At 67.1% G+C, this 26128-nt stretch carries 24 protein-coding genes; 15 read left to right on the top strand and 9 right to left on the bottom strand.

Going from position 1 to position 26128, the window contains the following annotated elements; genetic code table 11:
- The first annotated feature begins 105 nt into the window (after positions 1-105).
- The 5 genes from CEW88_RS17030 (at position 106) to CEW88_RS17010 (ending at position 5805) form a co-directional block, all read left to right on the top strand.
- A complete protein-coding gene (locus CEW88_RS17030) occupies positions 106-1008 on the top strand; it encodes a shikimate dehydrogenase (RefSeq protein ID WP_108969144.1) in 903 nt (300 codons plus the stop codon).
- Positions 1009-1019: 11 nt separating this feature from the next.
- The gene (locus CEW88_RS17025; RefSeq protein WP_108969142.1) at positions 1020-2030 is read left to right on the top strand and encodes a DctP family TRAP transporter solute-binding subunit; all 1011 of its coding nucleotides are present in this window, start codon (positions 1020-1022) and stop codon (positions 2028-2030) included.
- 63 nt (positions 2031-2093) lie between these two features.
- Positions 2094-2624 carry a TRAP transporter small permease gene (locus CEW88_RS17020; RefSeq protein ID WP_108969140.1) on the top strand — a complete coding sequence of 177 codons (531 nt, stop codon included), beginning with the start codon at positions 2094-2096 and terminating at the stop codon, positions 2622-2624.
- Positions 2625-2627: 3 nt separating this feature from the next.
- The gene (locus CEW88_RS17015; RefSeq protein WP_108969139.1) at positions 2628-3902 is read left to right on the top strand and encodes a TRAP transporter large permease; all 1275 of its coding nucleotides are present in this window, start codon (positions 2628-2630) and stop codon (positions 3900-3902) included.
- Positions 3903-3915: 13 nt separating this feature from the next.
- Positions 3916-5805, top strand: coding sequence for a bifunctional sugar phosphate isomerase/epimerase/4-hydroxyphenylpyruvate dioxygenase family protein (locus CEW88_RS17010; RefSeq protein ID WP_108969137.1), 1890 nt, complete (start codon positions 3916-3918; stop codon positions 5803-5805).
- A 70-nt stretch (positions 5806-5875) separates the two neighbouring features.
- Here the strand turns inward: CEW88_RS17010 and CEW88_RS17005 are convergent, their stop codons facing one another.
- Positions 5876-6778 carry a nucleoside hydrolase gene (locus CEW88_RS17005; RefSeq protein ID WP_108969135.1) on the bottom strand — a complete coding sequence of 301 codons (903 nt, stop codon included), beginning with the start codon at positions 6776-6778 and terminating at the stop codon, positions 5876-5878.
- Positions 6779-7664: 886 nt separating this feature from the next.
- Between CEW88_RS17005 and CEW88_RS17000 the strand changes: the two genes are divergently transcribed.
- The 4 genes from CEW88_RS17000 to CEW88_RS16985 all read left to right on the top strand — a co-directional run bounded on the left by CEW88_RS17000 (position 7665) and on the right by CEW88_RS16985 (position 10740).
- A complete protein-coding gene (locus tag CEW88_RS17000; RefSeq protein WP_108969133.1) occupies positions 7665-8390 on the top strand; it encodes a competence/damage-inducible protein A in 726 nt (241 codons plus the stop codon).
- Between the two features lie 122 nt (positions 8391-8512).
- Positions 8513-9238: a GNAT family N-acetyltransferase gene (locus tag CEW88_RS16995; protein ID WP_108969131.1), complete on the top strand. Its 726-nt coding sequence runs from the start codon at positions 8513-8515 to the stop codon at positions 9236-9238.
- A 4-nt stretch (positions 9239-9242) separates the two neighbouring features.
- On the top strand, positions 9243-9812 hold the full coding sequence (locus CEW88_RS16990) for a peroxidase-related enzyme (RefSeq protein ID WP_108969129.1): 570 nt from the start codon (positions 9243-9245) through the stop codon (positions 9810-9812).
- Positions 9784-10740: an OmpA family protein gene (locus tag CEW88_RS16985; RefSeq protein ID WP_108969127.1), complete on the top strand. Its 957-nt coding sequence runs from the start codon at positions 9784-9786 to the stop codon at positions 10738-10740. Before CEW88_RS16990 ends, CEW88_RS16985 begins: the two co-directional genes overlap by 29 nt.
- 30 nt (positions 10741-10770) lie before the next feature.
- On the opposite strand, the gene CEW88_RS16980 is transcribed toward CEW88_RS16985, so the two are convergent.
- On the bottom strand, positions 10771-11676 hold the full coding sequence (locus CEW88_RS16980; RefSeq protein ID WP_108969125.1) for a LysR family transcriptional regulator: 906 nt from the start codon (positions 11674-11676) through the stop codon (positions 10771-10773).
- Between the two features lie 128 nt (positions 11677-11804).
- Here CEW88_RS16980 and CEW88_RS16975 point away from each other — a divergent pair, with 128 nt between their 5' ends.
- Positions 11805-12437: a TetR/AcrR family transcriptional regulator gene (locus CEW88_RS16975; RefSeq protein ID WP_108969123.1), complete on the top strand. Its 633-nt coding sequence runs from the start codon at positions 11805-11807 to the stop codon at positions 12435-12437.
- Between the two features lie 90 nt (positions 12438-12527).
- Here CEW88_RS16975 and CEW88_RS16970 read toward each other — a convergent pair whose 3' ends face one another.
- The 7 genes from CEW88_RS16970 to CEW88_RS16940 all read right to left on the bottom strand — a co-directional run bounded on the left by CEW88_RS16970 (position 12528) and on the right by CEW88_RS16940 (position 19616).
- Positions 12528-13433 carry a LysR family transcriptional regulator gene (locus tag CEW88_RS16970; protein ID WP_092420218.1) on the bottom strand — a complete coding sequence of 302 codons (906 nt, stop codon included), beginning with the start codon at positions 13431-13433 and terminating at the stop codon, positions 12528-12530.
- A 217-nt stretch (positions 13434-13650) separates the two neighbouring features.
- Positions 13651-14211: a type 1 glutamine amidotransferase domain-containing protein gene (locus tag CEW88_RS16965; protein ID WP_108969121.1), complete on the bottom strand. Its 561-nt coding sequence runs from the start codon at positions 14209-14211 to the stop codon at positions 13651-13653.
- A 154-nt stretch (positions 14212-14365) separates the two neighbouring features.
- A complete protein-coding gene (locus CEW88_RS16960; RefSeq protein WP_108969120.1) occupies positions 14366-15295 on the bottom strand; it encodes an SMP-30/gluconolactonase/LRE family protein in 930 nt (309 codons plus the stop codon).
- Positions 15292-16227: an ABC transporter permease gene (locus tag CEW88_RS16955; RefSeq protein WP_108969118.1), complete on the bottom strand. Its 936-nt coding sequence runs from the start codon at positions 16225-16227 to the stop codon at positions 15292-15294. The genes CEW88_RS16960 and CEW88_RS16955 overlap by 4 nt, the downstream gene beginning before the upstream one ends.
- A 10-nt stretch (positions 16228-16237) precedes the next feature.
- Positions 16238-17167, bottom strand: a complete 930-nt coding sequence (locus CEW88_RS16950) for an ABC transporter permease (RefSeq protein WP_108969116.1) — start codon at positions 17165-17167, stop codon at positions 16238-16240.
- A gap of 1 nt (position 17168) precedes the next feature.
- Positions 17169-18599 carry a sugar ABC transporter ATP-binding protein gene (locus CEW88_RS16945; protein WP_108969114.1) on the bottom strand — a complete coding sequence of 477 codons (1431 nt, stop codon included), beginning with the start codon at positions 18597-18599 and terminating at the stop codon, positions 17169-17171.
- Positions 18600-18605: 6 nt separating this feature from the next.
- Positions 18606-19616 carry an ABC transporter substrate-binding protein gene (locus CEW88_RS16940; RefSeq protein ID WP_108969112.1) on the bottom strand — a complete coding sequence of 337 codons (1011 nt, stop codon included), beginning with the start codon at positions 19614-19616 and terminating at the stop codon, positions 18606-18608.
- 212 nt (positions 19617-19828) lie between these two features.
- Here CEW88_RS16940 and CEW88_RS16935 point away from each other — a divergent pair, with 212 nt between their 5' ends.
- The 5 genes from CEW88_RS16935 (at position 19829) to CEW88_RS16915 (ending at position 26125) form a co-directional block, all read left to right on the top strand.
- Positions 19829-21061, top strand: a complete 1233-nt coding sequence (locus tag CEW88_RS16935) for a GAF domain-containing sensor histidine kinase (RefSeq protein WP_108969110.1) — start codon at positions 19829-19831, stop codon at positions 21059-21061.
- Between the two features lie 30 nt (positions 21062-21091).
- Positions 21092-21817: a response regulator gene (locus tag CEW88_RS16930; protein WP_108969109.1), complete on the top strand. Its 726-nt coding sequence runs from the start codon at positions 21092-21094 to the stop codon at positions 21815-21817.
- A gap of 294 nt (positions 21818-22111) precedes the next feature.
- A complete protein-coding gene (locus CEW88_RS16925) occupies positions 22112-24466 on the top strand; it encodes a Tex family protein (RefSeq protein ID WP_108969107.1) in 2355 nt (784 codons plus the stop codon).
- A gap of 107 nt (positions 24467-24573) precedes the next feature.
- A complete protein-coding gene (locus CEW88_RS16920) occupies positions 24574-24876 on the top strand; it encodes a DUF1992 domain-containing protein (protein ID WP_108969105.1) in 303 nt (100 codons plus the stop codon).
- Positions 24877-24931: 55 nt separating this feature from the next.
- On the top strand, positions 24932-26125 hold the full coding sequence (locus tag CEW88_RS16915) for a class I SAM-dependent methyltransferase (RefSeq protein ID WP_108969103.1): 1194 nt from the start codon (positions 24932-24934) through the stop codon (positions 26123-26125).
- Positions 26126-26128: the final 3 nt, after the last annotated feature.

Genomic DNA, 26128 nt, shown 5'->3' with positions numbered 1-26128 from the left:
TTAACCCGTGAGTTCAATGTTAATGCCAATTAACCCGGGAGTTCAAAGCATCCGGGCCTGGTTGCCGCGAGGCCGCCAACACGACGCAAGGGGGAGAAGACCGCTTTGGACACCGCGCAAACACGGGAAGACTGCCTGCTGGCCGGGCTGATCGGTCAGGGTATCGCGCTGTCGCGCACGCCTCTCATGCAAATGCAGGAGGCACGCGCGCAGGGTCTCTTTGCCACCTACAAGAAGCTCGACATGGACGCGCCCGAGCGGCGCGACATGACGCTGGCGCAGATGGTGCAATCGGCCGAGGCCGCGGGCTTCGATGGCCTCAACATCACCTACCCCTACAAGATCGACGTGATCCCCCTGCTCGACGAGTTGAGCGAGAACGCGCGCGCCGTCGGCGCGGTGAATACCGTTGTCTTCCAGGATGGCAGGCGGATCGGTCACAATACCGACATGTGGGGCTTTGCCGAAAGCTTCCGTCGCGGTCTCGACGGCGCCGATACAGATCACGCGGTGTTGCTGGGGGCCGGTGGCGCAGGCGTCGCCGTCGCTCACGCCCTGGCCGATTGCGGCGTAAAGAACCTGTCGATCTTCGACACCGATCCTGCCCGTGCCGAGGGGCTGGCAAGGCTCGTCGCCTCGAACCGTCCGGACACCAAAACGCAGGCAGTCAGCGATCTTGCCGCGCTCTTTGCGCAGGACAAGCCGAACGGTGTGGTCAACGCGACCCCTATGGGCATGGCCAAGCTGCCGGGCATGGCGATCGACGAAGACCTGATAGCCGCCGACCTCTGGGTCGCCGACATCGTATATTTCCCGCTGGAAACTCGCCTCATCGCCACCGCGCGCGCCAAGGGGTGCCGGGTGCTGCCGGGCTCGGGCATGGCGGTCTTCCAGGCGGTGCGCGCCTTCGAACTCTTCACCGGGCGGCCCGCCGATCCGGTTCGCATGAAGGCGACCTTCGACGCCTTCGATCAGCCTGCGCAGGACGCGGGCACACAGAAACGCTAAGGGAGGAACTCATGCGTTCGATCACCAAGACCCTGCTCGCCGCCACCGCGCTCTGCGGTGGCCTCGTCGCCACTGCCGCCGGGGCGCAGACCCTGCGGGTCGCCCACGTCGACCCCGACGACTGGACCGGCTCGAAGAAAGGCGCCGCGGCGCAGATCTTCAAGAACATCGTCGAGAGTGAATCCGACATGACTGTCGAGATCTTCCCGGCCGGCGCGCTTGGCAACGAGGACGAGCTGGTGGCGCAGGTGCAGGACAACCTGACCCAGGTCGCGCTGATCTCGGGCGCGATGTCTAAGGTCTGCCCGGCAGCCTCCGTGCTCGACATCCCCTACACCTTCTCGTCGGCGACCGTCGCCTGGGACGTGCTCGACGGACCCTTCGGCGACGAGCTGGCGCAGCACTGCCTCGAAGAGACCGGCCTGCGCACCCTCGCCTACGGCGAGACCGGCTTCCGTAACTTCACCAACAACACCCGCGAGATCAAATCGCCTGCGGACATGGAAGGCCTGAAGTTCCGCGTCCAGCCGATCCCGCTCTACGTGGAAATGGTCAAGGGCCTTGGCGGCGAGCCGACCCCCATCGCCTGGACCGAGCTGCCGAACGCGCTCTCGACCGGCGTGGTCGATGGCCAGGAGAACCCGGTCGGGGTGATCTACAACAACGGTCTGCACAAGCTGCAGAAGTACATGACGCTCGACGGCCACGTCTACGCGGCGGACTTCATCGTGATCTCGGACGAGTTTTATGACATGCTCGAGCCGGCGCAGCAGGAAGTTGTTCGCAAGGCAGCACGCGTTGCCGGCACCATGGGCCGCGCGATCCAGCAGTGGAACACCGCCGAAGGCGTCGGCAAGGCACAGGCCGAGGGCATGCAGGTCTATGCACCGACCTCGGACGAGATCGCAGCCTTCGCCGAAAAGGCACAGCCCGCGGTGATCGAATACCTGCGCGGCGAGCTTGGTGACGACGCCGAGTGGATCGATCGCCTGCAGTCGGCTGTCGCAGACGCGACCCAGTAACACCGCATGACATCCGGCCGGGCCCGCCCTGCGCGGCCCGGTCTTTCCCATGGAGGAGCCAAGATGGATCGTCTCATCCGCGGCGCGAGGTGGGTCTTCGCCTTCGGCGCAGGTCTCAGCATGGCGCTGGTCTTCATCATCATCTTCGTCAACTCGTTGCGGCGCTACGCCGTGGGGCGTTCCGTCCCCTGGGGCGAGGAGCTGCCGATCTACCTGACGATCTACGGGGTGATGTTCGGCCTGGCGCTGGCCTATCTTGGCGACAACCACATCCGCTTCACCGTGGTCTCGGACATGCTGCCCAAACGCGTACGTCACTGGTTCTTCGTGGCCGCTGACGCCGTCGGCGTCGCCACCGGCATCGCGCTCGCCTACGCCGGGCACGTCTTTGCCCTGCGCCGCGGCGATGTCGCCTCCTCCGGTCTCAAGAGCACCGCCGACGCGCTGGCGCAGGGCACCGGCATCGAGGCGCTCACCTGGCTCGGCAAGGTTGGTCCCTATCAATACGCCATCGCCTTCGGCGGCGCGCTCCTCGCCATCGCGGCGGCGCTGAAGCTCATGCAACGGCTCTCCGGCCGCGACGCAGAGGTCTGATCCATGGTCTACGTCATCCTCATCGGCGGCCTGCTGGCCGGAGCCCCCATCGCGGTGGCCATCCTCGCGGCGCTGCTTTTCTTCATGGGCATGGGCGAAGCGCCTTACACGCTGCGCATCGTGCCGACCGAGATCTTCAAAGGTCTCAACTCCTTCCCGCTGCTGGCAATCCCGCTCTTCGTGCTGGCGGGGGAGCTGATGAACGAAAGCGGCATCACCGGCCGGATCATCGCCTTTGCCAACGTGCTGGTGGGCCGCATGCGCGCCGGCCTCGCGCTGGTCAATATCTGGGCCTCGGTGATCTTCGCGGGCCTGTCGGGTTCGGCCGTGGCCGACACTTCGGCGATCGGCCGCGTGTTCATCCCGGAGATGGAAAAGCACGGCTATGACCGCGCCTTCGCCGCGGCACTGACTGCCGCCTCTTCGGTCATTGGCCCGATCATCCCGCCGTCGATCCCGGTCATCATCTACGCGCTGATCGTTTCGGGCGTATCGGTACCGGCGCTCTTCCTCGCAGGCGTGATCCCCGGCATCCTGCTGGCGGTGTTCCTCTCGGCCTACGTCATGATGACCGTCAAGGTCGACGCCGGCCACGAGGCCGGCGATCTCGGCGGCCCCTCGAACGCTCAGGCGCTGCTGCAGGGCATTTTGCCGCTGCTGATGCCGGTGCTGGTGGTGGGCTCGATCCTGCTGGGCATCGTCACCCCGACCGAGGCTGCGAGCTTCGCGGTGGGCTACGCGCTCATCCTCGGGCTCTTCGTCTACCGCAACATCCGCCTCTCGGCGCTGCCGCGGATCTTCTCGGGTGCGATGCGCGACAGCGCGGTGATCCTGATCATCATCGCGGCGGTTTCGGCGGCGAACTGGCTGCTGACCTACAACCGCGTTCCAAACATGCTGACCGACTGGGTCCTGGGGAACGTCGACAGCAAGACCACCTTCCTGCTGGCGGTGATCGTGCTCTTCCTCTTCGTGGGCCTGTTCCTCGAGGGCATCGCGGCGATGCTGGTGCTGGTGCCGATCCTGCACCCGATCGCCGTGTCGATGGGCGTCGATCCCACACATTTCGGCATTCTGGTCATCTTCAACCTGATGATCGGCCTGATCACCCCGCCGCTGGGCCTGTGTCTCTTCGTCGCCGAAGGGGTGGCGAACGTCGGCATGGCCAAGCTCATCCGGGCGATCATGCCGTTCTTCCTTGTTGAAGTGCTCGTGCTCATCATCCTGACCTTCGTGCCCCAGACCGTGATATGGCTGCCGCGCGTGCTCGGCTACTGAGGAGGCCCCCGCCATGAAAACCGCGATCGCCACCGTCTCGATCTCGGGCACCCTGCCCGAGAAGCTCGAGGCCATCGCCGCCGCCGGCTTCGATGGCGTCGAGATCTTCGAGCAGGATTTCATTGCCCATGATGGTGGCGCGCGGGACGTGGGGCGGATGATCCGCGACCACGGGCTCGAGATCCCGCTGTTCCAGCCCTTCCGAGATTTCGAATGCCTGCCTGAGCCGCTGCGCTCCAAGGCCTTTGACCGCGCCAAGCGCAAGTTCGACGTGATGCAGGAGCTTGGCACTGACCTGATCCTGATCTGCTCGTCGGTGCACCCGCGCTCGCTGGGCGGCATCAAGCGGGCCGCGGGCGACCTCGCCGAACTGGGCGAGATCGCCCGCGAGCGCGGCATCCGTCTTGGCTACGAGGCGCTGGCCTGGGGCCGTCACTTCAACGATCACCGCGACGCCTGGGAGATCGTGCGCCAGGCCGATCACCCCAATGTCGGGATCATCCTCGACAGCTTCCACACGCTGGGCCGCAAGCTGGATCCGGAGTCGATCCGCGCGATCCCTGGCGAGAAGATCTTCTTCGTGCAACTCGCTGACGCTCCCGCGATCGACATGGACCTGCTCTACTGGTCGCGCCACTTCCGCAATATGCCCGGCGAGGGTGATCTCGAGGTGCAGCGCTTCATGCAGGCTGTCATGGCGGCGGGCTACACCGGGCCGATCAGCCTCGAGATCTTCAACGACCAGTTCCGCGGCAGCAATGCCCGCGCCACGGCGCAGGACGGCTACCGCTCGCTGATCGCGCTGATGGACGACGTGCGCCGCGCCGAGCCCGAGACGCGCATCGACCTGCCCGCTATCCCGCCGCGCGTCCGCGCCGAGGATGTCAGCTTTGTCGAATTCGCCGCCCGCGACGGCGAGGTCGAGACGCTGACCGCCATGCTGCGCACCCTCGGCTTCCGCAACGCCGCCAAGCACCGCAACAAGGCGATCACGCTCTGGCAGCAGGGCGACGTGCGCATCGTGGTGAACTCCGAGACCGAGGGGCACGCCGCGCACGTCTGGAACACCCGCGGCCTGTCGGTGTGCGACATCGGCCTGCAGGTCTCCTCCGCAGAGGACACAGTGACCCGCGCCAATGCGCTTGGCTCGCCGACCTTCTCGCAGCCCACTGGGCCGGGCGAACTGGCAATCCCGGCGATCCGCGGGCTCGGCGGCTCGGTTCTGCATTTCATCGACCGCACCAGCGGGCTCGACGAAGTCTGGGACGTAGAGTTCGACGCATTGCCGACCGAGCCGCACGCCGGTGCCGGGATTACCCATGTCGACCACCTCGCGCAGACGATGTCCTATGAGGACATGCTGAGCTGGACGCTGTTCTACAGCACGCTCTTCGACATGAGGAAATCGCCCATGGTCGACGTGATCGATCCCGACGGGCTGGTGCGCAGCCAGGTTGTTGAAAGCGCTGCGGGCCGCTTGAAGATCACCCTCAACGGCGCCGAGACGCATCGCACGCTGGCGGGCCGCTTTCTCGCCTCGACCTTCGGCGCCTCGGTCCAACACATCGCGCTGTCGACCGAGGATATCTTCGACACCGTGGCGCGGATGGGGGAGCTCGGCTTCGAGCCACTGCCGATCCCGGGCAACTACTACGATGACCTGGCCGCGCGTTTCGACATGCCCGAGGGGCTGCTCGAGAGGCTGCGGGCCGGAAACATCCTCTACGACCGCGAGGGCGAGGCGGAGTTCTTCCAGGTCTACAGCCGTGCCTTCGCCGGCGGCATGTTCTTTGAGATCATCCAGCGCGGCCCGGGCTACAAGGGCTTCGGAGGGCCGAACGCGCCCTTCCGAATTGCCGCGCAGAAGCGGCTCGGGCCGCCCAAGGGCATTCCGCAGTCCTGAGCCGGGCAGTGGCGCTCAAATGAAAACCGCCGGACCAGCGATGGTCCGGCGGTTCTGCATTGCGGAAGGCTCAGCCCCCAAAACTCGCTATGAAGCGCCGCTTGATGTCGGCGCCGTCGCAATTCAGCGCAACGCCAATCTCGGGACGCCCGCTCGCACGGCGGGTGCGGCCGATCTCCGGCCCTTCCAGCACCACGTCCACCGCCGTGTGCTCCAATCCCACCAGCCCGGGCATGACGCAGGCCATCACGGCGAGCGGATCGTGTAGACCGCAGCCCTCTGCGCCGACAGTGCGGTAGAACTCGAGATAGAAATGGCTCATCTCACGCAGGAAGGCGCCATGCTCGGGGTCGCGCCGCTCGAGTTCCTCGAAGTCCTCTGCGGTGAGCAGCACCTCCATCGTCACGTCGAGCCCGATCATGCGAATCTCTGCCCCGCTTTGTAGCACGATGTCGAGCGCATGCGGGTCATGGTAGGTGTTGGCCTCTGCGTAGGGCGTGATGTTGCCGCGCGCGTCGAGCGCCCCGCCCATGAACACAATTTCGCGCAAGTTCCGAGCGAACTCGGGATCGAGCGCGATGGCGTCGGCGACATTGGTGATCGGGCCGATCGGACAGAGCACCAGCTCGCCCTTGTGCGCGCGCGCCATGCGCACGAGGAACTCGGCGGCGCTCTCGTCGATCTTGGTGCCCTTGGGGGCCATCTCGGGCAGGTGGCCGAACCCCTCGGGGCCGTGCACATGATGGCTTGGAGTGAAGGGCGGCAGCTGCATCGGCTTGGACGCGCCCTCGGCCACGGGGATGTCGAGCCCTGCGCGCTCAACCAGGTAGAGCGCGTTGCGGGTCGCCTGTTGCACGGTGACATTGCCGAACACGGTGGTCAGCCCCAGCAGCTCGATCTGTGGGTGCGCGGCGGCGTAGAGGATGGCCAGCGCGTCGTCGACTCCGGGGTCGGTATCGATGATGAGTTTCATGTCTGCCTCGGTCTCGAACGGCCGAGACGGTGCCTCGGCGGGATATCGGAAAGGCTTACCCTTCCGCGCCGGACAAGGAAACCGCCGAGATGCGGAGAATCGCAGAGGTCCCAGTGCGCGGTGCCAAGGAGCGGATCAAAGCTTGAGGGAGCGGGAAGTGCGGCGATCCCAGGGAGGAGGAGGGGGATCGCCGCCAATTTCCGGAACTCAGGGAGGAGGAGAGAGTTCCAGGAAACCCGTTGACGCATCGCTGCGTCGTGAAATGAAACTAGCCATTCTCACGGCCGCGAACAATGTACAGGATTGCAGACCCGCTCTGAACTGAGCGCATGGCACGCATCTCGGGCGGCGCGCGGAGGTGCGATCCCTGGCAAAGCGCTTGGTGGCCGCTGGCGCGCCGTGCCCCCGACTCTGCTCGCCGCGACGGTCTCCTCGCCGCTCTGGGACCGGGCGCAATTGCCCATGAAATGAGCAATTGTTTTCTCGGCCTTGCGAGCGGGGTGCTGGATCCGCGATTTTGCGAGGAAGCGGCTTGCGTCCCCTGGCTGCATATCCTGTAAGAAAAGTATCCGGCCGCCCCAACACCTCCCAAGGGGCGACCGGATCGCTGAAGATGGCCACTCCTCCCAAAGCGCCATCTTCCTGGTCGGCCTGCCGGACATCGTATCCGGTTGGCCGACCCAAATTCCGTTGCCCACAACACATGAAGATTCTGTAACTGTCCAGCGGATTTTTGCGCAGGCATCTTGAACCTTGCGTCTCGCTTTCCCATGCGCGCCTTCGGGGGACTGCCCACAGCTGGAAAAGCAAACGGTTTCGGGGGGTTTGAAAGCGCCGGGCCGAGGCCTATACCAAGGGCGACAGACGCCACTAGGAGTGCAGGACCATGGCCAATCCCACCGCCGCAATGCTGGTCATCGGAGACGAAATCCTCTCGGGCCGGACCCGCGATTCCAACATGCACTACCTTGCGCAGGCTCTCACCAAGCAGGGCATCGATCTTTGCGAGGCGCGCATGGTCTCGGACGACAAGCAGGCCATCGTCGGCGCGGTGCAGGCGCTCAGCGCCAGCTTCGACCACGTTTTCACCTCGGGTGGCATCGGCCCGACTCACGACGACATCACCGCCGATGCGGTCGCCGCGGCCTTTGGCGCCGCGATCGGAGTGCGGCAGGACGCCTACGAACTGCTCGCGGCGCACTATCGGCGCCAGGGCTCCGAGTTCAACGAGGCCCGCCAACGCATGGCCCGCATCCCCGAAGGCGCGACGCTGATCGACAACCCGGTCTCCATCGCGCCCGGTTTCACGCTTGGCAATGTGCATGTGATGGCCGGGGTGCCCGCGGTCTTCGAGGCGATGGTGGCGAGCGTGCTGCCGACGCTGACCGGCGGCGCGCCGCTGCTGTCACAATCGCTGCGCATCCAGCGTGGCGAGGGCGAGATCGCCGGCCCGCTCTCGGCGCTGGCCGCCGAGTTCTCTGACCTCTCGATCGGCTCCTACCCGTTCCAGAAGGACGGCGTCTACGGTGCCAACATCGTCATCCGCGGCGCCGAGGGCGCCCGGGTTGATGCGGCAATGACACGTCTCGCCGCGCTCTTTCCCCAGAGCTGATCCCCGGTTGCGCCGCGGCGATTGCCCTGGGGCACCGCTGCCGCCATAGATAGGGACAAAGACCGTAACCCGTTCCAGCCCGCGCGCGCCCTGCCCGCGCCGCGGCCCGGCAGAGTGCAAGAATGACGCCAGACCTTCCCCGCCTTTACGCCACGCTCGACACCACCTGGCCCGCCGCTTCGACGGTGGCCGCCGGCCCCTGGCTGCTGCGCGAGGGCGGCGGCGGCGGCAAGCGAGTCTCTTGCATCACTGCCGAGGACGGCTGGAGCCCGGACGACCTGCAGGCCGCCGAACAGGCGCAGCGGATGATGCGGCAGGAGCCTCTCTTCATGATCCGCGCCGGCGAGACGGCGCTCGACGTGGCGCTCGAGTCGCGCGGCTACGATATCATCGACCCGGTCAACCTCTGGGTCTGCAAGATCGGCCTGCTGACCGAGAAACCGCCGCACCGGATGAGTGCCTTTGCGCTCTGGGAGCCGCTCGCGGTGATGCGCGAGATCTGGGCCGCGGGCGGCATCGGCCCGGCCCGCGTCGGCGTGATGGAGCGCGCCAGGGGCCCGAAGACCGCGCTCTTCGGTCGGGTCTCGGACAAGCCGGCGGGCGCGGGCTACTGCGCGATCCACGACGGCATCGCCATGGTCCACGCGCTCGAGGTGCTCGAGGCCCACCGCGGCAAGGGCGTCGGCACGGCCATGATGAGGCGCGCGGCGCTCTGGGCCGAGAGCAAGGGCGCGCGCTACATGTCGCTGGCCTGCCTCACGGATAACGCCGCGGCCAACGGGCTCTATGCTTCCCTCGGGATGGAGCTTGTGGGACAGTACCACTACCGCATCAAGCCTGGAACCTGAACGCATGACCAAGGACCTGCCCACCGCCCTCGACCTGCCGATGGTCGACCCGCTCCCGGAGCGGACGCAGAAATACTTCGATGTCTGCGAGGAGAAGCTGGGCATGGTGCCGAACGTGCTCAGGGCGCATGCCTTCGACATCGCCAAGCTCGATGCCTTTACCGGGATCTACAACGAGCTGATGCTGGCGGACTCGGGGCTGAGCAAGCTCGAGCGCGAGATGATTGCCGTGGTGGTCTCCTCGATCAACCGCTGCTTCTATTGCTTGACCGCCCATGGCGCAGCGGTGCGCACGCTCTCGGGCGATCCGAAGCTCGGCGAACTGCTGGTGATGAACTGGCGCGCCGCCGACCTGAACCACCGTCACCGGGCGATGCTGCACTTCGCCGAGAAGATGACCAAGAGCAGCGCCGAGATCGCCGAATACGACCGCGAAGCGCTGCGTGACGCGGGCTTTTCCGAGCGCGATATCTGGGACATCGTCAACGTGGCGGCGTTCTTCAACATGACCAACCGGGTGGCCAGCGCCACAGACATGCGGCCGAATGACGACTATCACGCGCAGGCGCGCTGAGCGCCTTCTTCCTGGGCTGGTGCTGGCCGTCCTTGCCGCCCTTCCAGCGCAAGCCTTCGAACTCTCCCTGCCCGGCTCGGCCAAGCTCGCCGAGGAACGTATCACCGATCCCGGCAGCTACGCCGTCCCCTTGGCCCCTTGGACCGAGATGGAGGGGCTGCTCACCGAAACCGTCGAGGGCCGCATCCAGCGGCAGGCCTGGCGGATCGAGACCACCGGGCTCACCGTGCTGCAGATCATGGCACCGCTCCGCGCGCAGCTCGAGGACGCCGGATGGGAGATCCTGCTCGATTGCGCCGCGCGCGCCTGCGGCGGCTTCGATTTCCGCTTCGCCACCGAGGTGATGCGCGGTCCGGCGATGTACGTCGATCTCAGCAGCTACCGCGCCCTCTCGGCACGCAGCCCCGAGGGCGATTTTCTGAGCCTTCTGGTCAGCCGGAGCCCCGCCGTGGGCTTCGTGCAGGTGATCCGGGCCAGCGCCGCCGCGCCCGGGGCCGTCCCCGCGCCGGAGGAGACCGCAGAGGCAGAGCCGGTGATCGCCAGCAGCACGCCGGACCTCATCCAGACGCTCGAGGCGCGGGGCCATGCGGTGCTGGGGGATCTCACCTTCGCCAGCGGCGCAGACGAGCTGGAGCCGGGCGATATCGCCTCGCTCGACGCGCTGGCGGACTATCTTGCCGCCGATCCCGCGCGGCGGGTGCTCTTCGTGGGACACACCGATGCCACCGGCTCGGTCGCGGCCAACGTCGAGATCTCGCGTCGCCGCGCGCGGGCCGCGCGCAGCTACCTGCAGGCCAAGGGTGTGCCCGAGAGCCAGATGGAGGCGGATGGCGCGGGCTATCTCGCGCCCGTTGCGAGCAACCTCAGCGACGCGGGCCGCGAGCAGAACCGCCGCGTCGAGGTCGTGCTGCTGCCCGCCGTGGAGTGAGCGCCGCACGCGTTGCGGCGCAACCCTCGATCAGGGGGCCAAATCGCCGGCGCGTCCGGCCAGCGGCGCGCCCTGCTCGCGCAGCGCGCTGTCGAGATAGGACTCGAACTGCATCGCCAGTTCGCGCGCCGGACCACCGCTCTCGGTGCGCGACAAAATCACCCGGCGCGCGGAATCGTAGTCGGGCAGAACCCGTGTCAGACGCCCAACGCTGAGGTCCCGCGCCACAACGAAATCGGGCAGGCAGGCGATCCCGAGTCCCGCAAGGCAGGCCTCGAGCACGGAGCGCGTGTCGGCCATCTCGATCCGCCGCTCGGCGGTGACCGGGGTGACCGCACCGCGGCGATCGGTCAGCGTCCAGATCACGCCCTCCTGCTCGGACGGCAGGTGCAGCAGCCGGTGGTTTGCCAGATCGCTGGCGCTCTCCGGGCGGCCATGGCTGGCAAGGTAGAGCGAGGAGGCGACGACCACATGGGTGCTGACCGCGAGCGGCCGGCCGTCCATCGCCTCGCCGGTCTCGGCGCTCAGCGTCAGATCGCAGCCCTCGGAGCCCCCCGTCTCGAAGACCATCGAGCTGTCGGGGTGCGACGAGAGGAACCGGCCAAGCCGCGGCAGGATCATGTGCTCGACCAGCTCGGCGGGCGCCGCGACGCGCAGCGCGGCGACCTGCGGTTCGGCCAGCGCGCGGGCACAGGTGTCGGCCCAGTCAGCCTCGGCCAGCAGTTGGCGGGTCCAGCGGTAGTAGTGGTTGCCCTCGGTAGTCGGACGCACCTGACGCGTGGTGCGTTCGAAGAGCTTGAGCCCGAGCCGACGCTCCAGCGCCGCGACGTTCTTGGAAACCGCCGCCTTGGACATGCCAAGCGCTTCCGCCGCTGCTGTGAAGCCGCCGTGGTCCATCACATGTGTGAAGGCGCGCAGCTCAGCAAACTTGTCCATTCAAGTCTCTCCAGATACCTAGGGTACTCGTCACCCGCCCGCGGCTTATGTCTCGCGGGCGACAGATTTTCAACATTGTTAGTAACAATGTCATAGACTTTCCTGTTTCGTGCCGTAATCTCAAGCAGATGGACAGCCCAGCGAGCCGCCGACGAAGCCGTGATGAGAAGAGCGCCGCAACCCGTGCGCGCCTGACCGCAGCTGCCCGCACTCTCTTCGATGAGCACGGCTACCACAACGTTTCGGTCACGCAAATCGCCCGGATGGCCGGCGTCACCCATGCGATGATCAACGTCTACTTCCATTCAAAGGCCGGCCTGCTCTACGCCCTCATCCGGGAAAACAATGCTTCTCAGATAGATAGGCTGTGCGGCTCGGTGCCCTTGCACGCCAGCTTCGAGGAAAAGCTGCGCCACATCGTGACCGTTTACGTGGAGGGAGACCTCGAGGATCCGCGGCTTCTCGCTGTGATGCAGGCCTACTTTTGGCAATGGCCTGCCGACACCGAGATCGAAAACCGCCTGCAATTGAGGCAGGCGCTCGCTCCGATCCTCCAGGCGCTGCGGGACTCGCCACAATTCACCCATAAAAGCGGGGAGGAACTCGAGGAGGCGCTCGACGCCTTCTATGCGATCTACACCCATGGGTTGCGTCCGGCGATCTACGACGGTGCCAGCCCTGCCCAATGCGTCGAGACGATTCTGCGCCGCGGCAAAATCCTGTTTGACGGGCTCGCCCTGCCGGCGGCCACGGAGAGGTGAGGCCCCTGTGCCCCGCGGACAAAAAAACGCCCCGGCGACGAACCGGGGCGCAGGTGGGCCGTGAACGATCGCAGCCCGAGGAAAACAAGGTCACCAGTCGTGCGGGCCCTTCTCTGCGAAGGCATGCACGAGGAAATCGATGAAGGCGCGAACCTTCGGCTGGGTAAAGCGGCCCGGCGGGTAGACGGCATAGATGCCCTGCGTCTCGACCGGAAGATCGGGGATCGCGTCCTCGACCAGCCCCTGCTTCATGGCATCCGCGTAGAGGTAGGACGGCAGGTAGGCGATGCCGAGCCCGGCGATGCAGGCATTGAGCAGCGATTGCCCGTCGTTCACAGACAGCCAGCCCGCAGTGCGCACCTGCCGCTTCTCACCCGAAGGCGCGGTCACCTTCCAGACGTTGCCCGAGGACTGGTTGGAATAGTGCAGCAGCTTGTGCTCGTTCAGATCGTCGATCCGCTGCGGGCGTCCGAACCGCTGGAAGTAGTTCGGCGAGGCGATCATCCGCTTGGTGGTGTCGGTCAGCTTGCGGGCGCGCAGCGTGCTGTCCTCCAACTCGCCGATCCGCACCGCCATGTCGAAGCCTTCAGAGATCAGTTCGACGTAGCGATTGTTGAGCACCATATTGACGGTGATGTCGGGAAACTCGGCAAGGAATTCTCCCAGCACCGGGCTCAGGTGGTTCACTCCGAAATCCGTGGCGACGGAGATGCGCAGCAGCCCCGAGGGTGCCGATTGCATCGAGGTGACCAGCGCGTCGGCCTCGCCGGCATCATTCAGCACGCGGCGGGCACGGTCGTAATACGCAAGGCCAATCTCGGTGGGGGAGACGCGCCGCGTGGTGCGGTTTAGCAACCGTGCGCCGAGCCGCGCTTCCAGCGAGGAGACATGTTTCGATACGGCCGATTTCGAGATTCCCATCTTCTTCGCCGCGTCGGTGAAACCACCCTGGTCCACCACCGTGGCGAAGGCTTCCATTTCGGTCAGCCGATCCATACCCGTCACCTCGTAAACGTTCTTCACAAACTGGTATTGCCCCGGATTGGGGCAGGACTTGGACAGAGCGGGGACAATATCGGGGTTTTACTGCGCACTGTACGTGCCCTCGAAACCGGGAGGTAAAATCTGCGTCTGGGAGGGGCTCGGTTTGATACATCAAAAAGCCGCGCCGGGTGCCCGGCGCGGCCAGTCTTCGCAAGGCCACCACGGAAGGTTATGCGGCCGTACGGTTGTGCTGACCTTCCTCGATTTCCTCGACGATTTTCGCCACGAAATCCTTGAGGTCGTCCGGCTTGCGGCTGGTGACGATGCCCTTGTCACAGGCCACGGGCTCGTCCACCCAGGTGCCGCCTGCGTTGATGACGTCGGTCTTTATCGAGTGGTACGAGGTCACCTCGCGGCCCTTGACGATACCCGCCTCGACCAGCACCCAGGGTCCGTGGCATACGGCGGCGATCACCTTGCCTTCATTATAGAAATCCTTCACCAGGTTAATCACTGCAGGCTCGACCCGCAACAGATCGGGGTTGATCTGTCCGCCCGGGATCACCAGCGCATCGTAGTCATGCGAGTTGATCTCCGAGACCTTGGCATCCGCCTCGGCCTCGCGGCCCCAGTCAGAACCCTCCCAGCCCTTGATTGCCTTGCCATCCAGCGTGGCGACATGGACCTCGGCTCCCTTCACGCGCAGCTGGTCGCGGGGAAACTCCAGTTCGGACTGTTCGAAACCGTTGGTGGCAATGATCAGGATCTTGGCTTTGTCGATGGCAGTCATGGCGTGCCTCCTTGCATCTGTCTTCATTCCAGCGCCGCAATCGGCGCGTCTGGATATGCAACGGCAAGGTCCCGACGCGTGTTCCATCGGATACAGACACAGCTTCTTGACTCGCAGGCGGGAACCCGCGCGCCACTTTTTTTGCCGCTCGCCGTCAGCGGCCGCTGCGGGTCCAGGGCTCCGCGCCCTTTACATCGACAAAGACGCGGTACACCGAACTGGTCGCGGTGATATACATGCGCTGCCCGTCCGGCCCTCCGAAGCAGAGGTTGGCCACCACCTCGGGCACGAAGATCTTGCCCAGCAGCGTGCCGTCCGGGGCAAAGCAGTGCACCCCGTCCCCGGCAGACGACCAGAGGTTGCCGAGCGCATCGCAGCGCATCCCGTCCGGCAAGCCGCAATCGAGCGTGGCGAAATCTCCCAGCGGTGTAAGCGCGTCGCCGTCGACGGCGTACTTGCGGATGACCGGGGGCACGGTGTCGTCATGGCTCGATCCGCTCTCAGCGACGTAGAGGATCGACTCGTCCGGCGAGAAGCAGAGCCCGTTCGGCTGGGCGAAATCCGAGATCACCGGCACCGGTGCGCCACCCTCGGGCGGGATGCGGAAGACGTGGCGGGCGGGTTGCTCCGGCTCGGCGCGGTTGCCCTCGAAATTGGAGATGATGCCGTATGTGGGATCGGTGAACCACACGGCGCCGTCAGAGCTTGCCACCACGTCGTTGGGGGAGTTGAGCCGCTTTCCGTCGTACTCGGCGGCCAGCACGGTCAGCGACCCATCGTATTCGGTCCGAACCACGTCGCGCGCGCCGTGGCGACATCCCACCAGCCGTCCCCAGGGATCTCGCGTATTGCCGTTGTTGAACTGGCTTTGCGCGCGGTAGACGCTGAGCCCCTGCCCTTCGGTCCACTGGTACAGCGTCTGCGAGGGGATCTCCGAGAAGATCAGCGCGTTCCGATCGCCGAACCAGACCGGCCCTTCGGTCCAGGTGAAACCGGTGCAGAGCTGCTCGAGCTTGCCCATCGGGTGCACGAGGTTGCGGAACCTTTCGTCATGGATTTCCAGATGCTCGGGTGTGCGGATCATCTCTGGACCCTCCTCGTGCTGGCGGCGATGACGATGCCAATGATGATGAGACCGGTCAGCACCATGCGCACCCCGGCGCCCGCGCCATAGGAGTTGAGCATGGAGACGACGAGAAACATGAAAAGCGAGGCGCCCCAGACGCCGGGAACGTTGGACATGCCCCCGGCGATCGAGGTGCCGCCGATGACCACCACGGCGATCGACATCAGAAGATACTCGGCCCCCATGTTGAGCGCCGCGCCGCCCGAGAAGCTCGCCAGCAGGTAGCCGGCGATGGCGGCAAAGACGGTCACCGCAACATAGGTGGCCGCCCGCACCGCCTCGACCGGCACACCCGCCAGCCGCGCGGCGCGCAGGTTTTGCCCCGAGGCAAGCAGCCAGCGGCCCCAGACCGAGCGCTCGAGCAGCAGCCAGATCAGGATCGACAGGCCAAGCCCCACCAGCGCCACGTTGGGGATCCCGAAGCTGCGACCGGTGGCGAAGTCGGCCAGCCCGGCGGGCGGCTTGATGCGCAGGCCCCTGTTCGACCAGATCGCCAGCGACTGGTAGACGAGCGAGGCGGCGAGCGTGGCGATGATGGGCGGCAGTCGCAGCAGGTAGATCAGCGCGAAATTGGCCAGCCCTGTGCCAAGGCCGACGAGGATCGCCACGCCAAGCCCCATCAACGCCGTGCCGGGGTCAGACCCCATGGCCTTCAGTGCCAAGGTGCCCGAGAGCGTCATGGTGGCCGGGATCGACAGATCCACGTTGCCCGGACCGAGCGTGATCACCAGCATCTGGCCAAGCCCGACGATGGCGGCGAAGGCGCCAAAGCTGAGCGCGGCATAGGCGAGCTCTCCGGCGCCGCGCCCCTCGGTCAGTGCCACGGTGAGCGCGAAGGCTGCGGCGGCGGCGACCCAGGACCAGAGCCAGGGTTTCTGTATCAGTTTCATGCGCGCCTCCTCATGCCTGCGCGTCGCGGCGGGTGAAGAGCAGCCGCGCCGTCAGGACTAGGATCAGGATCGCCCCCTGCGCGCCGATCTGCCAATCGGGCGAGAGCCGCAGGAAGCTCAGGAAGGAGGCCGCGAGCGTCAGCGTCAGCGCACCGATCACTGCCCCCACCGGGCTCACCTTGCCACCGGTGAACTCGCCGCCGCCGAGGATCACCCCCGCGATGCTGAGCAGAGTGTAGCGCAGCGCGATATTGGCATCGGCCGAGGTGGTGAGCCCCACCAGCGCCATGCCCGCAAACACCCCGAAGAGCCCCGCAAGGCCATAGGCCAGCGCCTTGAGCCGAACCACCGGCCAGCCCGCGCGCTCGACCGAACGGGCATTGCCGCCGACGCCGCGCAGCACCGTGCCGATGCCGGAGCGGATCACCACGAGATGCGTCACCAGGGCGATGAGCACCGAGGCGCAGACGGCCATGGGAATGTAGGGCGGCTTGACGGTCATCAGGGTGCGCAGCCAGCCAGGGCTCTCGCCGCCGGGGCTGGGCAGGATGAAGAGCGCCAGCCCGCCCCAGACGAAGGACATGCCCAGCGTCACCACAATGGCCGGCAGATCGAGCGCATGGATCACCGCACCAAGAGCGGCGTAGCACAGCACCAGCGCCAGCAGGATCAGCACGCCGAGCATGGGACTGTCGTTGAGGATGGTCGCCGTCACGCAGGCCACCAGCGAGACGAAGGCCCCGAGCGACAGGTCGATGTCGTTGACCATGATGATCATCATCTGCGCGATGGTCGCCAGCGCGATCGGCACCGCGAGGTTGAACAGCAGGTTGATGCCGAAGTAGCTCATCGCCCGCGGCTGCATGTAGAAGGTCGCCGCCAGCAGCACCGCCAGCGAGACCACGGGCAGCAGGATCCGGTATTTCGCGAAGAGCTTCACGTCACGCCCCTTCCATCTCGAAGGAGGCCTCGAGGATACGCTCCTCGGTGATCTGATCGCCGGTCAGCTCGGCAGAGATCTCGCCGTCGCGGAACACGAAGACCCGGTCGCATTGGCAGACCTCTTCTGTCTCGGTGGAATACCACAGGAAGGTGCGGCCGCGGGCGGCCTCGGCGCGGATCATGGCATAGACGTCCTGTTTGGTGCCCACGTCGACGCCGCGCATCGGATCGTCCATCACCACCACCGGGGCGGAGGAGGCGAGCGCGCGGGCGAAGAGCACTTTTTGCTGGTTGCCGCCCGAGAGCGACAGGATGGGATTGGTCACGTCATCGGTGCGGATGCCGATGCGTTTCTTCCACTCGGCGACGATCTCGGCCTCGCGGCTCCGGTCGACCATGCCCCGCCGCGAGATCTGCGGCAGGATCGAGATCGAGGCATTGCGGAGGATCGACCAGAGCGGCAGCACGCCGTCCCGCCCCCGGTCCCCGGCGACAAACACCATCCCCGCCGCGCGCGGGCTGCGCCACGACGAGGTGGCCCCGAGGTAGAGCCGGGCCAGCGCCTCGGCCTGCCCGTGTCCGGCCAGACCCGACAGACCGACGATCTCGCCCTTGCGGGCGCGCAGGCCCTCGGGGGTGTGCAGCACTTCCTCGCCCTGCACGCGGGCGGCCTGCGCCGCTGCGGCCTCGCTCGCCACATGGCCCATGGCGTCGACAAGCCCCTGCCGGGTGAAGTCCCCCGTCGGGCGTTCGGCCACCACCTTGCCGTCCTTCATCACGATGATGCGGGTGGCGACCTCGAAGATCTCGCCCAGCATGTGCGAGATGAAGATCACCGCGCCTCCTCCCGCGCAGAACCGCTTGATGTGGCTCAGCAGCTGTTCGGCGATCCCGGCATCGAGCGACGAGGTCGGCTCGTCGAGGATCACCAGCCGCGCCTCGGTGCCACGCGGCGCGAAGCCGATGGCGATCTCGACCATCTGCCGCTCGGCGATGCTGAGCGTGTCGACCGCGGCGTCGGCGTCGATGCCATGGCCCGGAAAGACCTCATCCAGCGCGGCGCGGATCTCGGCCCGCGCGGCGGCGCGCCAGTTCATGCCCTTGAGCCCGGAATGCGAGATACGCAGGTTCTCGGCCACCGTCAGGTTCGGGCAGAGCGAAAGCTCCTGGAACACCGAGCGCACCCCGGCGGCAAGCGCGGTCGCCGCGCCCGAGGCCGGGAAGTCGACGGAACCGGCGGAGGGCGCGAGCCCGCCATTGACCACGTTCACAAGCGTGGATTTCCCGGCGCCGTTGTGGCCGACGAGGCCGAGGCAGTCGCCGGGAGAGATGGACAGGCTCACGCCGTCGAGCGCCCTGACCGGACCGAAGTGCTTGGCGGCCTCTGTCAGGGCGACGATCGGCGCAGCCGCGTGGGCTGCGGTACTCATGCTGGATTACATCGCCTCGGAGATCACGCCCTTGGCGTCGTCGAGCGAATAGACGGTATTGGCGACAGACCCCTCGGGCGTGCTCTCCAGCGCCTCGTCCAGCGTGTCCTGCGTCACCTTCAGGAAGGGCACGGTCAGATCCTTGGGCACCTCGGCCCCGTCGAGGATCTGCTGCGCCACCCAGAAGGCCAGCGAGGCCACGCCCGGCGCGATCGAAAGCGAGAGCGTCTCATAGCCGTTGGCGTCGCGCTGGTCGGCCCACCATTGCATCTCGTCCTGGCGGTTGCCGAGCACGATCAGCGGGGTGTCGCGGCCCGCGGCCTTGAAGGCCTGCGCCGCGCCGTAGCCGTCGCCGCCCTGGGTCACCACGCCAACCACGTCGGGCAGTGAAGGCAGCACGCCCGCCACGGCCTTTTGCGCCACGTCCTGCGCCCAGTCCCCGTGCACCGAGCCGACGATCTCGAACTGGTCGTTCTCGCTCACGCCTTCCTCGATGCCCGCGTGGATCTCGTCATCCACGAAGACGCCGGCAAGGCCCCGGATCTCCAGCAGGTTGCCGCCCTCGGGCAGACGGGAAGCAAGATAGTCCACCTGTTCCTTGCCCATCGCCTTGAAGTCCACCGCGATGCGCCAGGCGCAGGGCGCGGTGACGATGCCGTCGAAGCTGACCACGGTCACGCCCGCGTTGCAGGCTTCCTCGACGGCGCCGTTCAGAGCCGTCGGCGAGGCCGCGTTCAGGATGATCGCGTCATAGCCCTGCAGGATCATGTTCTGGATCTGCGCGGCCTGCTCCGTGGCCTGGTTCTCGGAGGTCGTATAGGCATCCGCCGCAGCGACGACGCCCTCCTCGACCGCCTTGGCGCCGACCTCCTCGAAGGTCTGCAGCATGGCCTGCCGCCACGAGTTGCCCGCGTAGTTGTTGGACAGCGCGATGCGCTTGCCCGAGGTGTCGGCGAATGCGCCGCCTGCCGCCATGGCAAGCCCCGCCGCGCCGAGCAGCATCATTGTCTTGGTCATATTCCCTCCCACCGCCCTATTCCGGACGCTCACTGGACGCCCGTCCTCCACGGGCACTCGCATGCTGCCGTGACCGAGGCCGCACGTAAAGTGTGCCCCCCGCAGATCACTTGCGGGTTTCCGCACCTCGACTGCGGGAAAGGGTGTTTTCTTCTCCACCCAGACGCGCCATCTTGCGGAGACGCGCAAGAGGAGGCGCGTGGGGAGGGATCATGAGTTTACCGCAGACGGCCGCGGCCGTACCCGCGCGCCGCGCGCCTTCGGGCGTGCAGCCCGGCGCCGCCGGGGTCTTTGCCGAGGCCTTCAAGCGGATGTCCGCGCGGCTCTCGACCGAGGTCGAGATCGGCTCGGCGCTCACCGCCGTCGCGCCCGAGATCGCGACCGTGTTGCCCTTCAGCCATGTCGACATCTGCCTGCACGACACGCCCGGCTGGGTGGTGAGCTTCGAGGCGGGGATCGAAACCCGCTGGTCGCAGCGCCGCACCCGCGTGCAATATTCGCCGGTGCGCGACGTGCTGCAGGGACGCAGCGCCGCGATGCTCTCGGCCAATGCCATGGAGGATCCGCAGCAGACCTTCCCCGGCGCCTGCTGCGAGCCGATCCTGAACCACCGGCTGCGCGCGCGGATCAACGTGCCGCTGCGGGTCATGGGCCGGGTCACCGGCACGCTCAATTTCTCCCATGGCACCGAGGGGTTCTACGGACCCGAGCAGGTGCCTGTGGCGCAGGCGCTGGCGGATCTGCTTGCGCCCTGGTTCCACGCTCTGCACGGTGCGGCCAAGGCCAGCCAAGCGGCGCAGATGCGCGCCCGCGCGCAGGAACAGGCCGAGGGGCTGCGGCAGGGCGCGCTGGAGCTGACCCAGACGCTCGAGCAAGAGCGCCAGCGCATCGGCATGGACCTGCACGACCAGACGCTCGCCGACCTCACCCGCATCCTGCGCGAGCTGACCGGCGAGGTGCCGCTCGACCGCGACCTGCTGGCCGAGCGCGTGACCGACACGATCGACGACCTGCGCGCGCTGATCGACACCGCCGTCCCCACCCTGCTCGATCTTTTCGGCTTCGCCCACGCGGTCCGGGTGCATCTTGAACGCGCCGTTGGCGCCGAGGCCGTCGAGGTGGATGTCGAGGACGAGACCGATGGCGCCCCCGACCGTCTCGGCCCCACCGAGCGCACGGCGCTCTTCCGTATCGCGCAGGAGGCGATCAACAACGCCGCCCGCCACGCTGGCGCTCGGCGCATTCTCGTCACCGTCAGCTCCGAGCCGCAGAACCGTCTGCGCATCTGCATCAGCGACGATGGCGTCGGCATCGACCCAGAGGTCGGCCGCCGCTCGGGCCTGTCGCACCTGCGCACCCGCGCCCACCTGATCGGCGCGGATCTCGAAATCGTGGCGGATGCGGGCACCCGCGTCACCGTCACCCTTCCCGAAACCTCCGCATGAAAGACCAGTCCGCATGAAAGTCCTGCCCCGATGAAAGTCCTGCTTGTCGAGGATGACCAGTTCCACGCCTCCTACCTCCAGGACGCCCTCGCCGAGGCGCTGCCCGAGGTGACCGAAATGCTCCACGCCACCGACGGGGCGGCGGGCGAGGCCGAGGCCCGCGCCGCCCGCATCGAGGCGGTGGTGATGGACCTGCAGATGGATGGCCGCAATGGCATCGAGGCGGCCCGCGCGATCTGGGCCGAGCGGCCGGGCACGCGCATCCTCTTCTGGTCGAATTACTCCGACGAGGCCTACCTGCGCGGCATCTCCCGCATCGTGCCCGAGGACAGCGCCTATGGCTACGTGCTCAAGACCGCCACCCGCGAGCGGCTGAAACTTGCGCTGCGCGCGGTGCTGCTGGAGGGCCAGATCATGGTGGACCGCGAAATCCACCGCCTGCAGCGGCGTAGCGCCTCGCCGCGCAACGCGCTCGACGACAGCGAATACGCGGTTCTGCTGGATCTGGCGCTGGGGCTGCAAGACAAGCTCATCGCCGAGCGCCGCGGCATGTCCTTGCGCACCGTGCAGAACCGGCTGCTGTCGCTCTACGACAAGCTCGGCGTGGACGGCGAGGACATTGGCCCCGCGCTCAACAAGCGGGTGAAGGCGCTGTCGCGCGCCTTCACAACCCGCACGCTGAACGTCGAGACGCTGGAGAGCGCGCAGCGCGACTACGAACGCTGGCTGGCGGGGCGGGCAAGGTCGGTGCACTAGACGCATCGCGTCACCCGACCGGAATCAAGCCGGAGGCGCCGGGCGAGCGCCTGCCCGTCCCGGCGGGCTGGCGCTTTGGGCACCGAGCACAGCGCTCATATGTCGTCAGAACTTGACAGGTATAAAGCGCAGACCCCAATCTTGGCGGCGCCATCCCACGGGCTGGCGCCCGCCCGGCTCACGTTGCACCCGGCCCTTTCGCGCAAGGATCAGCCGCCTCCAACGCGGCCTCTTGGCGCAGCCGCGCGGCGGGGCTAAACCGGCCTTCCCGAAGACCCAGAGGAGACCGCCCCCGTGGACACCCAGACCCGTATCGCCAGCACCATCGCCCGGGAAATCCAGGCCAGTCCAAAGCAGGTGACGGCGGCGGTCGAGCTGCTCGACGGCGGCGCCACGGTGCCTTTCGTGGCGCGTTACCGCAAGGAAGTCACCGGCGGGCTCGACGACACCCAGCTGCGCAATCTCGCCGAGCGCCTCACCTACCTGCGCGAGCTCGAAAGCCGCCGAAAAGCCATCCGCGAGTCGATCAAGGAGCAGGGCAAGCTCACCGACGCGCTCGAGAAATCCATCGCCGGGGCCGAGACCAAGGCCACGCTCGAGGACATCTACCTGCCCTACAAGCCCAAGCGCCGCACCCGCGCGATGATCGCCCGCGAGAACGGGCTCGAGCCGCTGCTTCGGGCTATCGAGAGCGACCGTACCGCCGATCCTGCCACGCTGGCCGAGGCGTATCTCGGGGAAAACGTCGCCGACGCGAAGGCCGCGCTGGAAGGCGCCCGGGACATCCTCGGCGAGGAGCTGACCGAGAACGCCGCTCTCCTCGGCAGCCTGCGCGAGTTCATGCGTGCCGAAGCCTACATCACGGCCAAGGTTGCGCCCGGCAAGGAGCAGGAGGGCGCCAAGTTCTCCGACTACTTCGACCACCGAGAGAAATGGGCCGATATCCCCTCGCACCGCGCGCTGGCGATCCTGCGCGCCTCGAAGGAAGAGGTGGTGACCGTCGACATCGCGCCCGATCCCGAGGTCTCGACCCGCCGCGGCGAGGACATTGTGGCAAGCGCCATTGGCATTCGCGGCAACACGCCGGGCGATCAATGGCTGCGCGGGGTTGCCGACTGGACATGGCGGGTGAAGCTGAGCCTTTCCATGTATGTCGACCTGATGACCGAGCTGCGCCGCCGCGCCCATGAAGAGGCGATCAATGTCTTCGCCCGCAATCTCAAGGACCTGCTGCTCGCCGCCCCCGCCGGGTCGAAGGCGACGCTGGGCCTCGATCCCGGCATCCGCACCGGGGTGAAATGCGCCGTGGTGGACGCCACCGGCAAGCTGCTCGACACCGCGACGATCTACCCCTTCCAGCCCAAGAACGACACGCGCGGTGCCACCGCCACGCTCATGGAACTGATCTCGCGTCACAAGATCGAGCTCATCGCCATCGGCAACGGCACCGCCAGCCGCGAGACCGAACGGCTGGTGGGCGACGTGCTGAAACTGCTGCCCGCGAGCGTGAAAAAGCCGACCAAGGTGGTGGTCTCCGAGGCCGGCGCCTCGGTCTATTCGGCCTCGGAGACCGCAGCGAAGGAGTTCCCCGACCTCGATGTCTCGCTGCGGGGTGCCGTCTCGATTGCCCGCCGCCTGCAGGATCCGCTGGCCGAGCTGGTGAAGATCGAACCCCAGAGCATCGGCGTCGGCCAGTACCAGCACGACGTCGACCAACGCAAACTGGCGCAGTCGCTTGAGGCAGTGGTCGAGGATGCGGTGAACGCCGTGGGGGTCGATCTCAACACGGCCTCGGCGCCGCTGCTGGCGCATGTGGCGGGCCTCGGCCCGTCGCTGGCGCAATCCATCGTCAGCCACCGCGACAGCACCGGCGCCTTCCCCTCGCGCAAGGCGCTCTTGAAGGTTGCCGGGCTGGGGCCGAAGGCCTTCGAACAATGCGCCGGTTTCCTGCGCATCCGCGATGGGATCGAGCCGCTCGACGCCTCCTCGGTGCACCCCGAAGCCTACGGCGTGGCGCGCAAGATCGTCGCCGCCTGCGGCCGCGACATCCGCCAGATCATGGGCCAGCCGCAGGCGCTCAAGGGCCTGCGCGCCGAGGAGTTCGTCGATGGTGCCTTCGGCCTGCCCACGGTGCGAGACATCCTGTCGGAACTGGAAAAGCCCGGCCGCGACCCGCGACCCGATTTCGTCACCGCCAGTTTCACCGATGGCGTGGAAGAGATCACCGACCTGCGCCCCGGCATGATGCTCGAAGGCACGGTGACCAATGTTGCCGCCTTCGGTGCCTTCGTGGACATCGGGGTGCATCAGGACGGGCTGGTGCACGTCAGCCAACTCGCCGACCGGTTCGTCAAGGACCCGCATGAGGTGGTGAAGGCCGGCGACGTGGTGAAGGTGCGGGTGACCGAGGTCGATGTGCCGCGCAAGCGCATCGGCCTTTCGATGCGCAAGGACGGCGCAGGCCGCGAGGCCGCGCAGGAGCGGCGCGGCGCCCCCGACAAGGGCCCGCGCGGCAAAAGCGGCGCCGGCGGAGGCCGCGGCGGCAACGCCCCCCGCGGACCGATGAGCGCCGGGCCGAAAGGTGGCAAGGGCGGCGGTCAGGGCGCGCTCGGCGCGGCGCTGCTGGACGCGATGAAGAAAAAGCCCTGAGCCGCACCGGCGCGGAGCGGGGCCAGTCGCCCCCCTTTCTCCGCGCCGGTCGCCGCGCTATGCTTGCCTCCATTCCGCTCACCTCTCTTTGCGCACGCACATCCCCCATGGATCACCCGCTCATCGACCTGATCAATGCCCGCATCGCCAAGGCCGAGGCCGAAGGCGCCTTTGAGAACCTGCCCGGGGCGGGAAAGCCGCTGCCCGAGTGCGACGATCCGGAAAACGCGGTGCTGACCCGGATTCTCAAGGACAATGGCGCCGTACCGCAGGCGGTGGCGCTCACCCGCGAGCTCGCAACCCTGCGCGAGGCGCTGCGCGAAACCTCCGACCGGGACCAGCGCCGCCGTCTCATAAGGGACATGGCGCTGCTCGAAACAAAGCTCGAGATCGCCCGCAAGTCACGCTGAGGCTTGGCCTATCTGCCCTACCGTGCCAGAACATCCGCACGGAAAGGGAGAGCGCATGGTCACGGTCAAGGAACAGTACGAGAGCTACCCCTATCCCGAGCGTGACCCGAAGGACGAGACCACCCGGCTCATAACAGGCTCGCCCTCGCACCCGCTCGAGATGGACCATTGGCTGTGGCGCGGCAGCCGCGACTGGTCGCAGCCGCTGCGGGTGCTGGTCGCGGGCGGCGGCACTGGCGACGGGCTGATCCAGCTCGCCACTCTGCTGACCGCGGCGAAGAAACCCTACGAGATCACCTACCTCGACCTCTCGACCGCCTCGCGCGGGGTGGCCGAGGCGCGGGCCAAGGTCCGCGGCCTCAGCGGTATCACCTTTCACACCGCCAGCCTGCTCGACGCTGCGGACTACGGCAGTTTCGACTACATCGACTGCTGCGGCGTGCTGCACCACCTGCCTGACCCCGAGGCGGGCTTTGCCGCCCTGCGCGCCGCCCTCGCCCCCGGGGGTGGTCTCGGCTTCATGGTTTACGCGCCCTATGGTCGCTCCGGCGTCTACCCGCTGCAGGAGGCATTCGGCGCGCTCTTCGAGGGGCTGGCGCCGCAAGAGCGTCTTGCCCGCGCGCAGCGGCTCGTGGCCGATCTGCCCGAGGGACATCCGTTTGCCGCCAACCGCAATCTCGGCGATCACCACGCCTCGGATGCCGGGTTCTACGATTTACTGCTGCACGGGCAGGACCGCAGCTACGCCGTCCCCGAGCTTCTGCAGACACTCGCGCAGACCGGCTGGCGGCTGGCCGGCTTCACCACCCCCGCGCTCTACGATCTGGCTCAGATCACCGAGGTCCCCGAAGGGATGGACGCGGCAACCCAGATGGCCACCGCGGAAAAGCTGCGCGGCACCATCCGGATGCACACCGCCTATGCCGTGCCCGCGGCGGCAGAGGACACCAGGGCCGCCCCCTCTGACCGCAAGCTGGTGCCGCACCTGCGTGGCGTGCAGCGCGCGGCGCTGGCGAAGGCCGTGGCGCAGGGCCGTCCGCTGCCGGTGAAGATAGGTGGGGTCCAGGCCACGCTGACGCTGCCCAAGGGCACCGCGCCGCTGCTTGCCGGCGTCGACGGTCGCCGCAGCCTGAGCGACATCGCGCAAGCCGCAAGGTTCGACCCGATCACCTTCGGCACCGGCTGGGCGCAGGTCCACAAGGCGCTGGAGCCTTGGGGCCTGCTCCTTTACTCGTCCCTGCTGCGCTGAGCG

The organism is Alloyangia pacifica (genome assembly GCF_003111685.1).
GTDB classification, from domain to species: domain Bacteria; phylum Pseudomonadota; class Alphaproteobacteria; order Rhodobacterales; family Rhodobacteraceae; genus Salipiger; species Salipiger pacificus_A.
The sequence above is the reverse complement of the archived record's forward strand: the minus strand, read 5'-3'. Positions and strand labels throughout refer to the sequence as shown.

Excerpts from the sequence above, each read along its gene's own strand:
- CEW88_RS16980 (WP_108969125.1), bottom strand. The coding sequence starts at position 11,676 with ATGGACAAGTTTGCTGAGCTGCGCGCCTTCACACATGTGATGGACCAC.
- CEW88_RS17020 (WP_108969140.1), top strand. The coding sequence starts at position 2,094 with ATGGATCGTCTCATCCGCGGCGCGAGGTGGGTCTTCGCCTTCGGCGCA.
- CEW88_RS16940 (WP_108969112.1), bottom strand. The coding sequence starts at position 19,616 with ATGACCAAGACAATGATGCTGCTCGGCGCGGCGGGGCTTGCCATGGCG.
- CEW88_RS16945 (WP_108969114.1), bottom strand. The coding sequence starts at position 18,599 with ATGAGTACCGCAGCCCACGCGGCTGCGCCGATCGTCGCCCTGACAGAG.
- CEW88_RS17025 (WP_108969142.1), top strand. The coding sequence starts at position 1,020 with ATGCGTTCGATCACCAAGACCCTGCTCGCCGCCACCGCGCTCTGCGGT.
- CEW88_RS17015 (WP_108969139.1), top strand. The coding sequence starts at position 2,628 with ATGGTCTACGTCATCCTCATCGGCGGCCTGCTGGCCGGAGCCCCCATC.
- CEW88_RS16930 (WP_108969109.1), top strand. The coding sequence starts at position 21,092 with ATGAAAGTCCTGCTTGTCGAGGATGACCAGTTCCACGCCTCCTACCTC.
- CEW88_RS16985 (WP_108969127.1), top strand. The coding sequence starts at position 9,784 with ATGACGACTATCACGCGCAGGCGCGCTGAGCGCCTTCTTCCTGGGCTG.
- CEW88_RS16995 (WP_108969131.1), top strand. The coding sequence starts at position 8,513 with ATGACGCCAGACCTTCCCCGCCTTTACGCCACGCTCGACACCACCTGG.
- CEW88_RS17005 (WP_108969135.1), bottom strand. The coding sequence starts at position 6,778 with ATGAAACTCATCATCGATACCGACCCCGGAGTCGACGACGCGCTGGCC.
- CEW88_RS16970 (WP_092420218.1), bottom strand. The coding sequence starts at position 13,433 with ATGGATCGGCTGACCGAAATGGAAGCCTTCGCCACGGTGGTGGACCAG.
- CEW88_RS16935 (WP_108969110.1), top strand. The coding sequence starts at position 19,829 with ATGAGTTTACCGCAGACGGCCGCGGCCGTACCCGCGCGCCGCGCGCCT.
- CEW88_RS17000 (WP_108969133.1), top strand. The coding sequence starts at position 7,665 with ATGGCCAATCCCACCGCCGCAATGCTGGTCATCGGAGACGAAATCCTC.
- CEW88_RS16920 (WP_108969105.1), top strand. The coding sequence starts at position 24,574 with ATGGATCACCCGCTCATCGACCTGATCAATGCCCGCATCGCCAAGGCC.
- CEW88_RS17010 (WP_108969137.1), top strand. The coding sequence starts at position 3,916 with ATGAAAACCGCGATCGCCACCGTCTCGATCTCGGGCACCCTGCCCGAG.
- CEW88_RS16975 (WP_108969123.1), top strand. The coding sequence starts at position 11,805 with ATGGACAGCCCAGCGAGCCGCCGACGAAGCCGTGATGAGAAGAGCGCC.
- CEW88_RS16955 (WP_108969118.1), bottom strand. The coding sequence starts at position 16,227 with ATGAAACTGATACAGAAACCCTGGCTCTGGTCCTGGGTCGCCGCCGCC.
- CEW88_RS16915 (WP_108969103.1), top strand. The coding sequence starts at position 24,932 with ATGGTCACGGTCAAGGAACAGTACGAGAGCTACCCCTATCCCGAGCGT.
- CEW88_RS16965 (WP_108969121.1), bottom strand. The coding sequence starts at position 14,211 with ATGACTGCCATCGACAAAGCCAAGATCCTGATCATTGCCACCAACGGT.
- CEW88_RS16960 (WP_108969120.1), bottom strand. The coding sequence starts at position 15,295 with ATGATCCGCACACCCGAGCATCTGGAAATCCATGACGAAAGGTTCCGC.
- CEW88_RS16990 (WP_108969129.1), top strand. The coding sequence starts at position 9,243 with ATGACCAAGGACCTGCCCACCGCCCTCGACCTGCCGATGGTCGACCCG.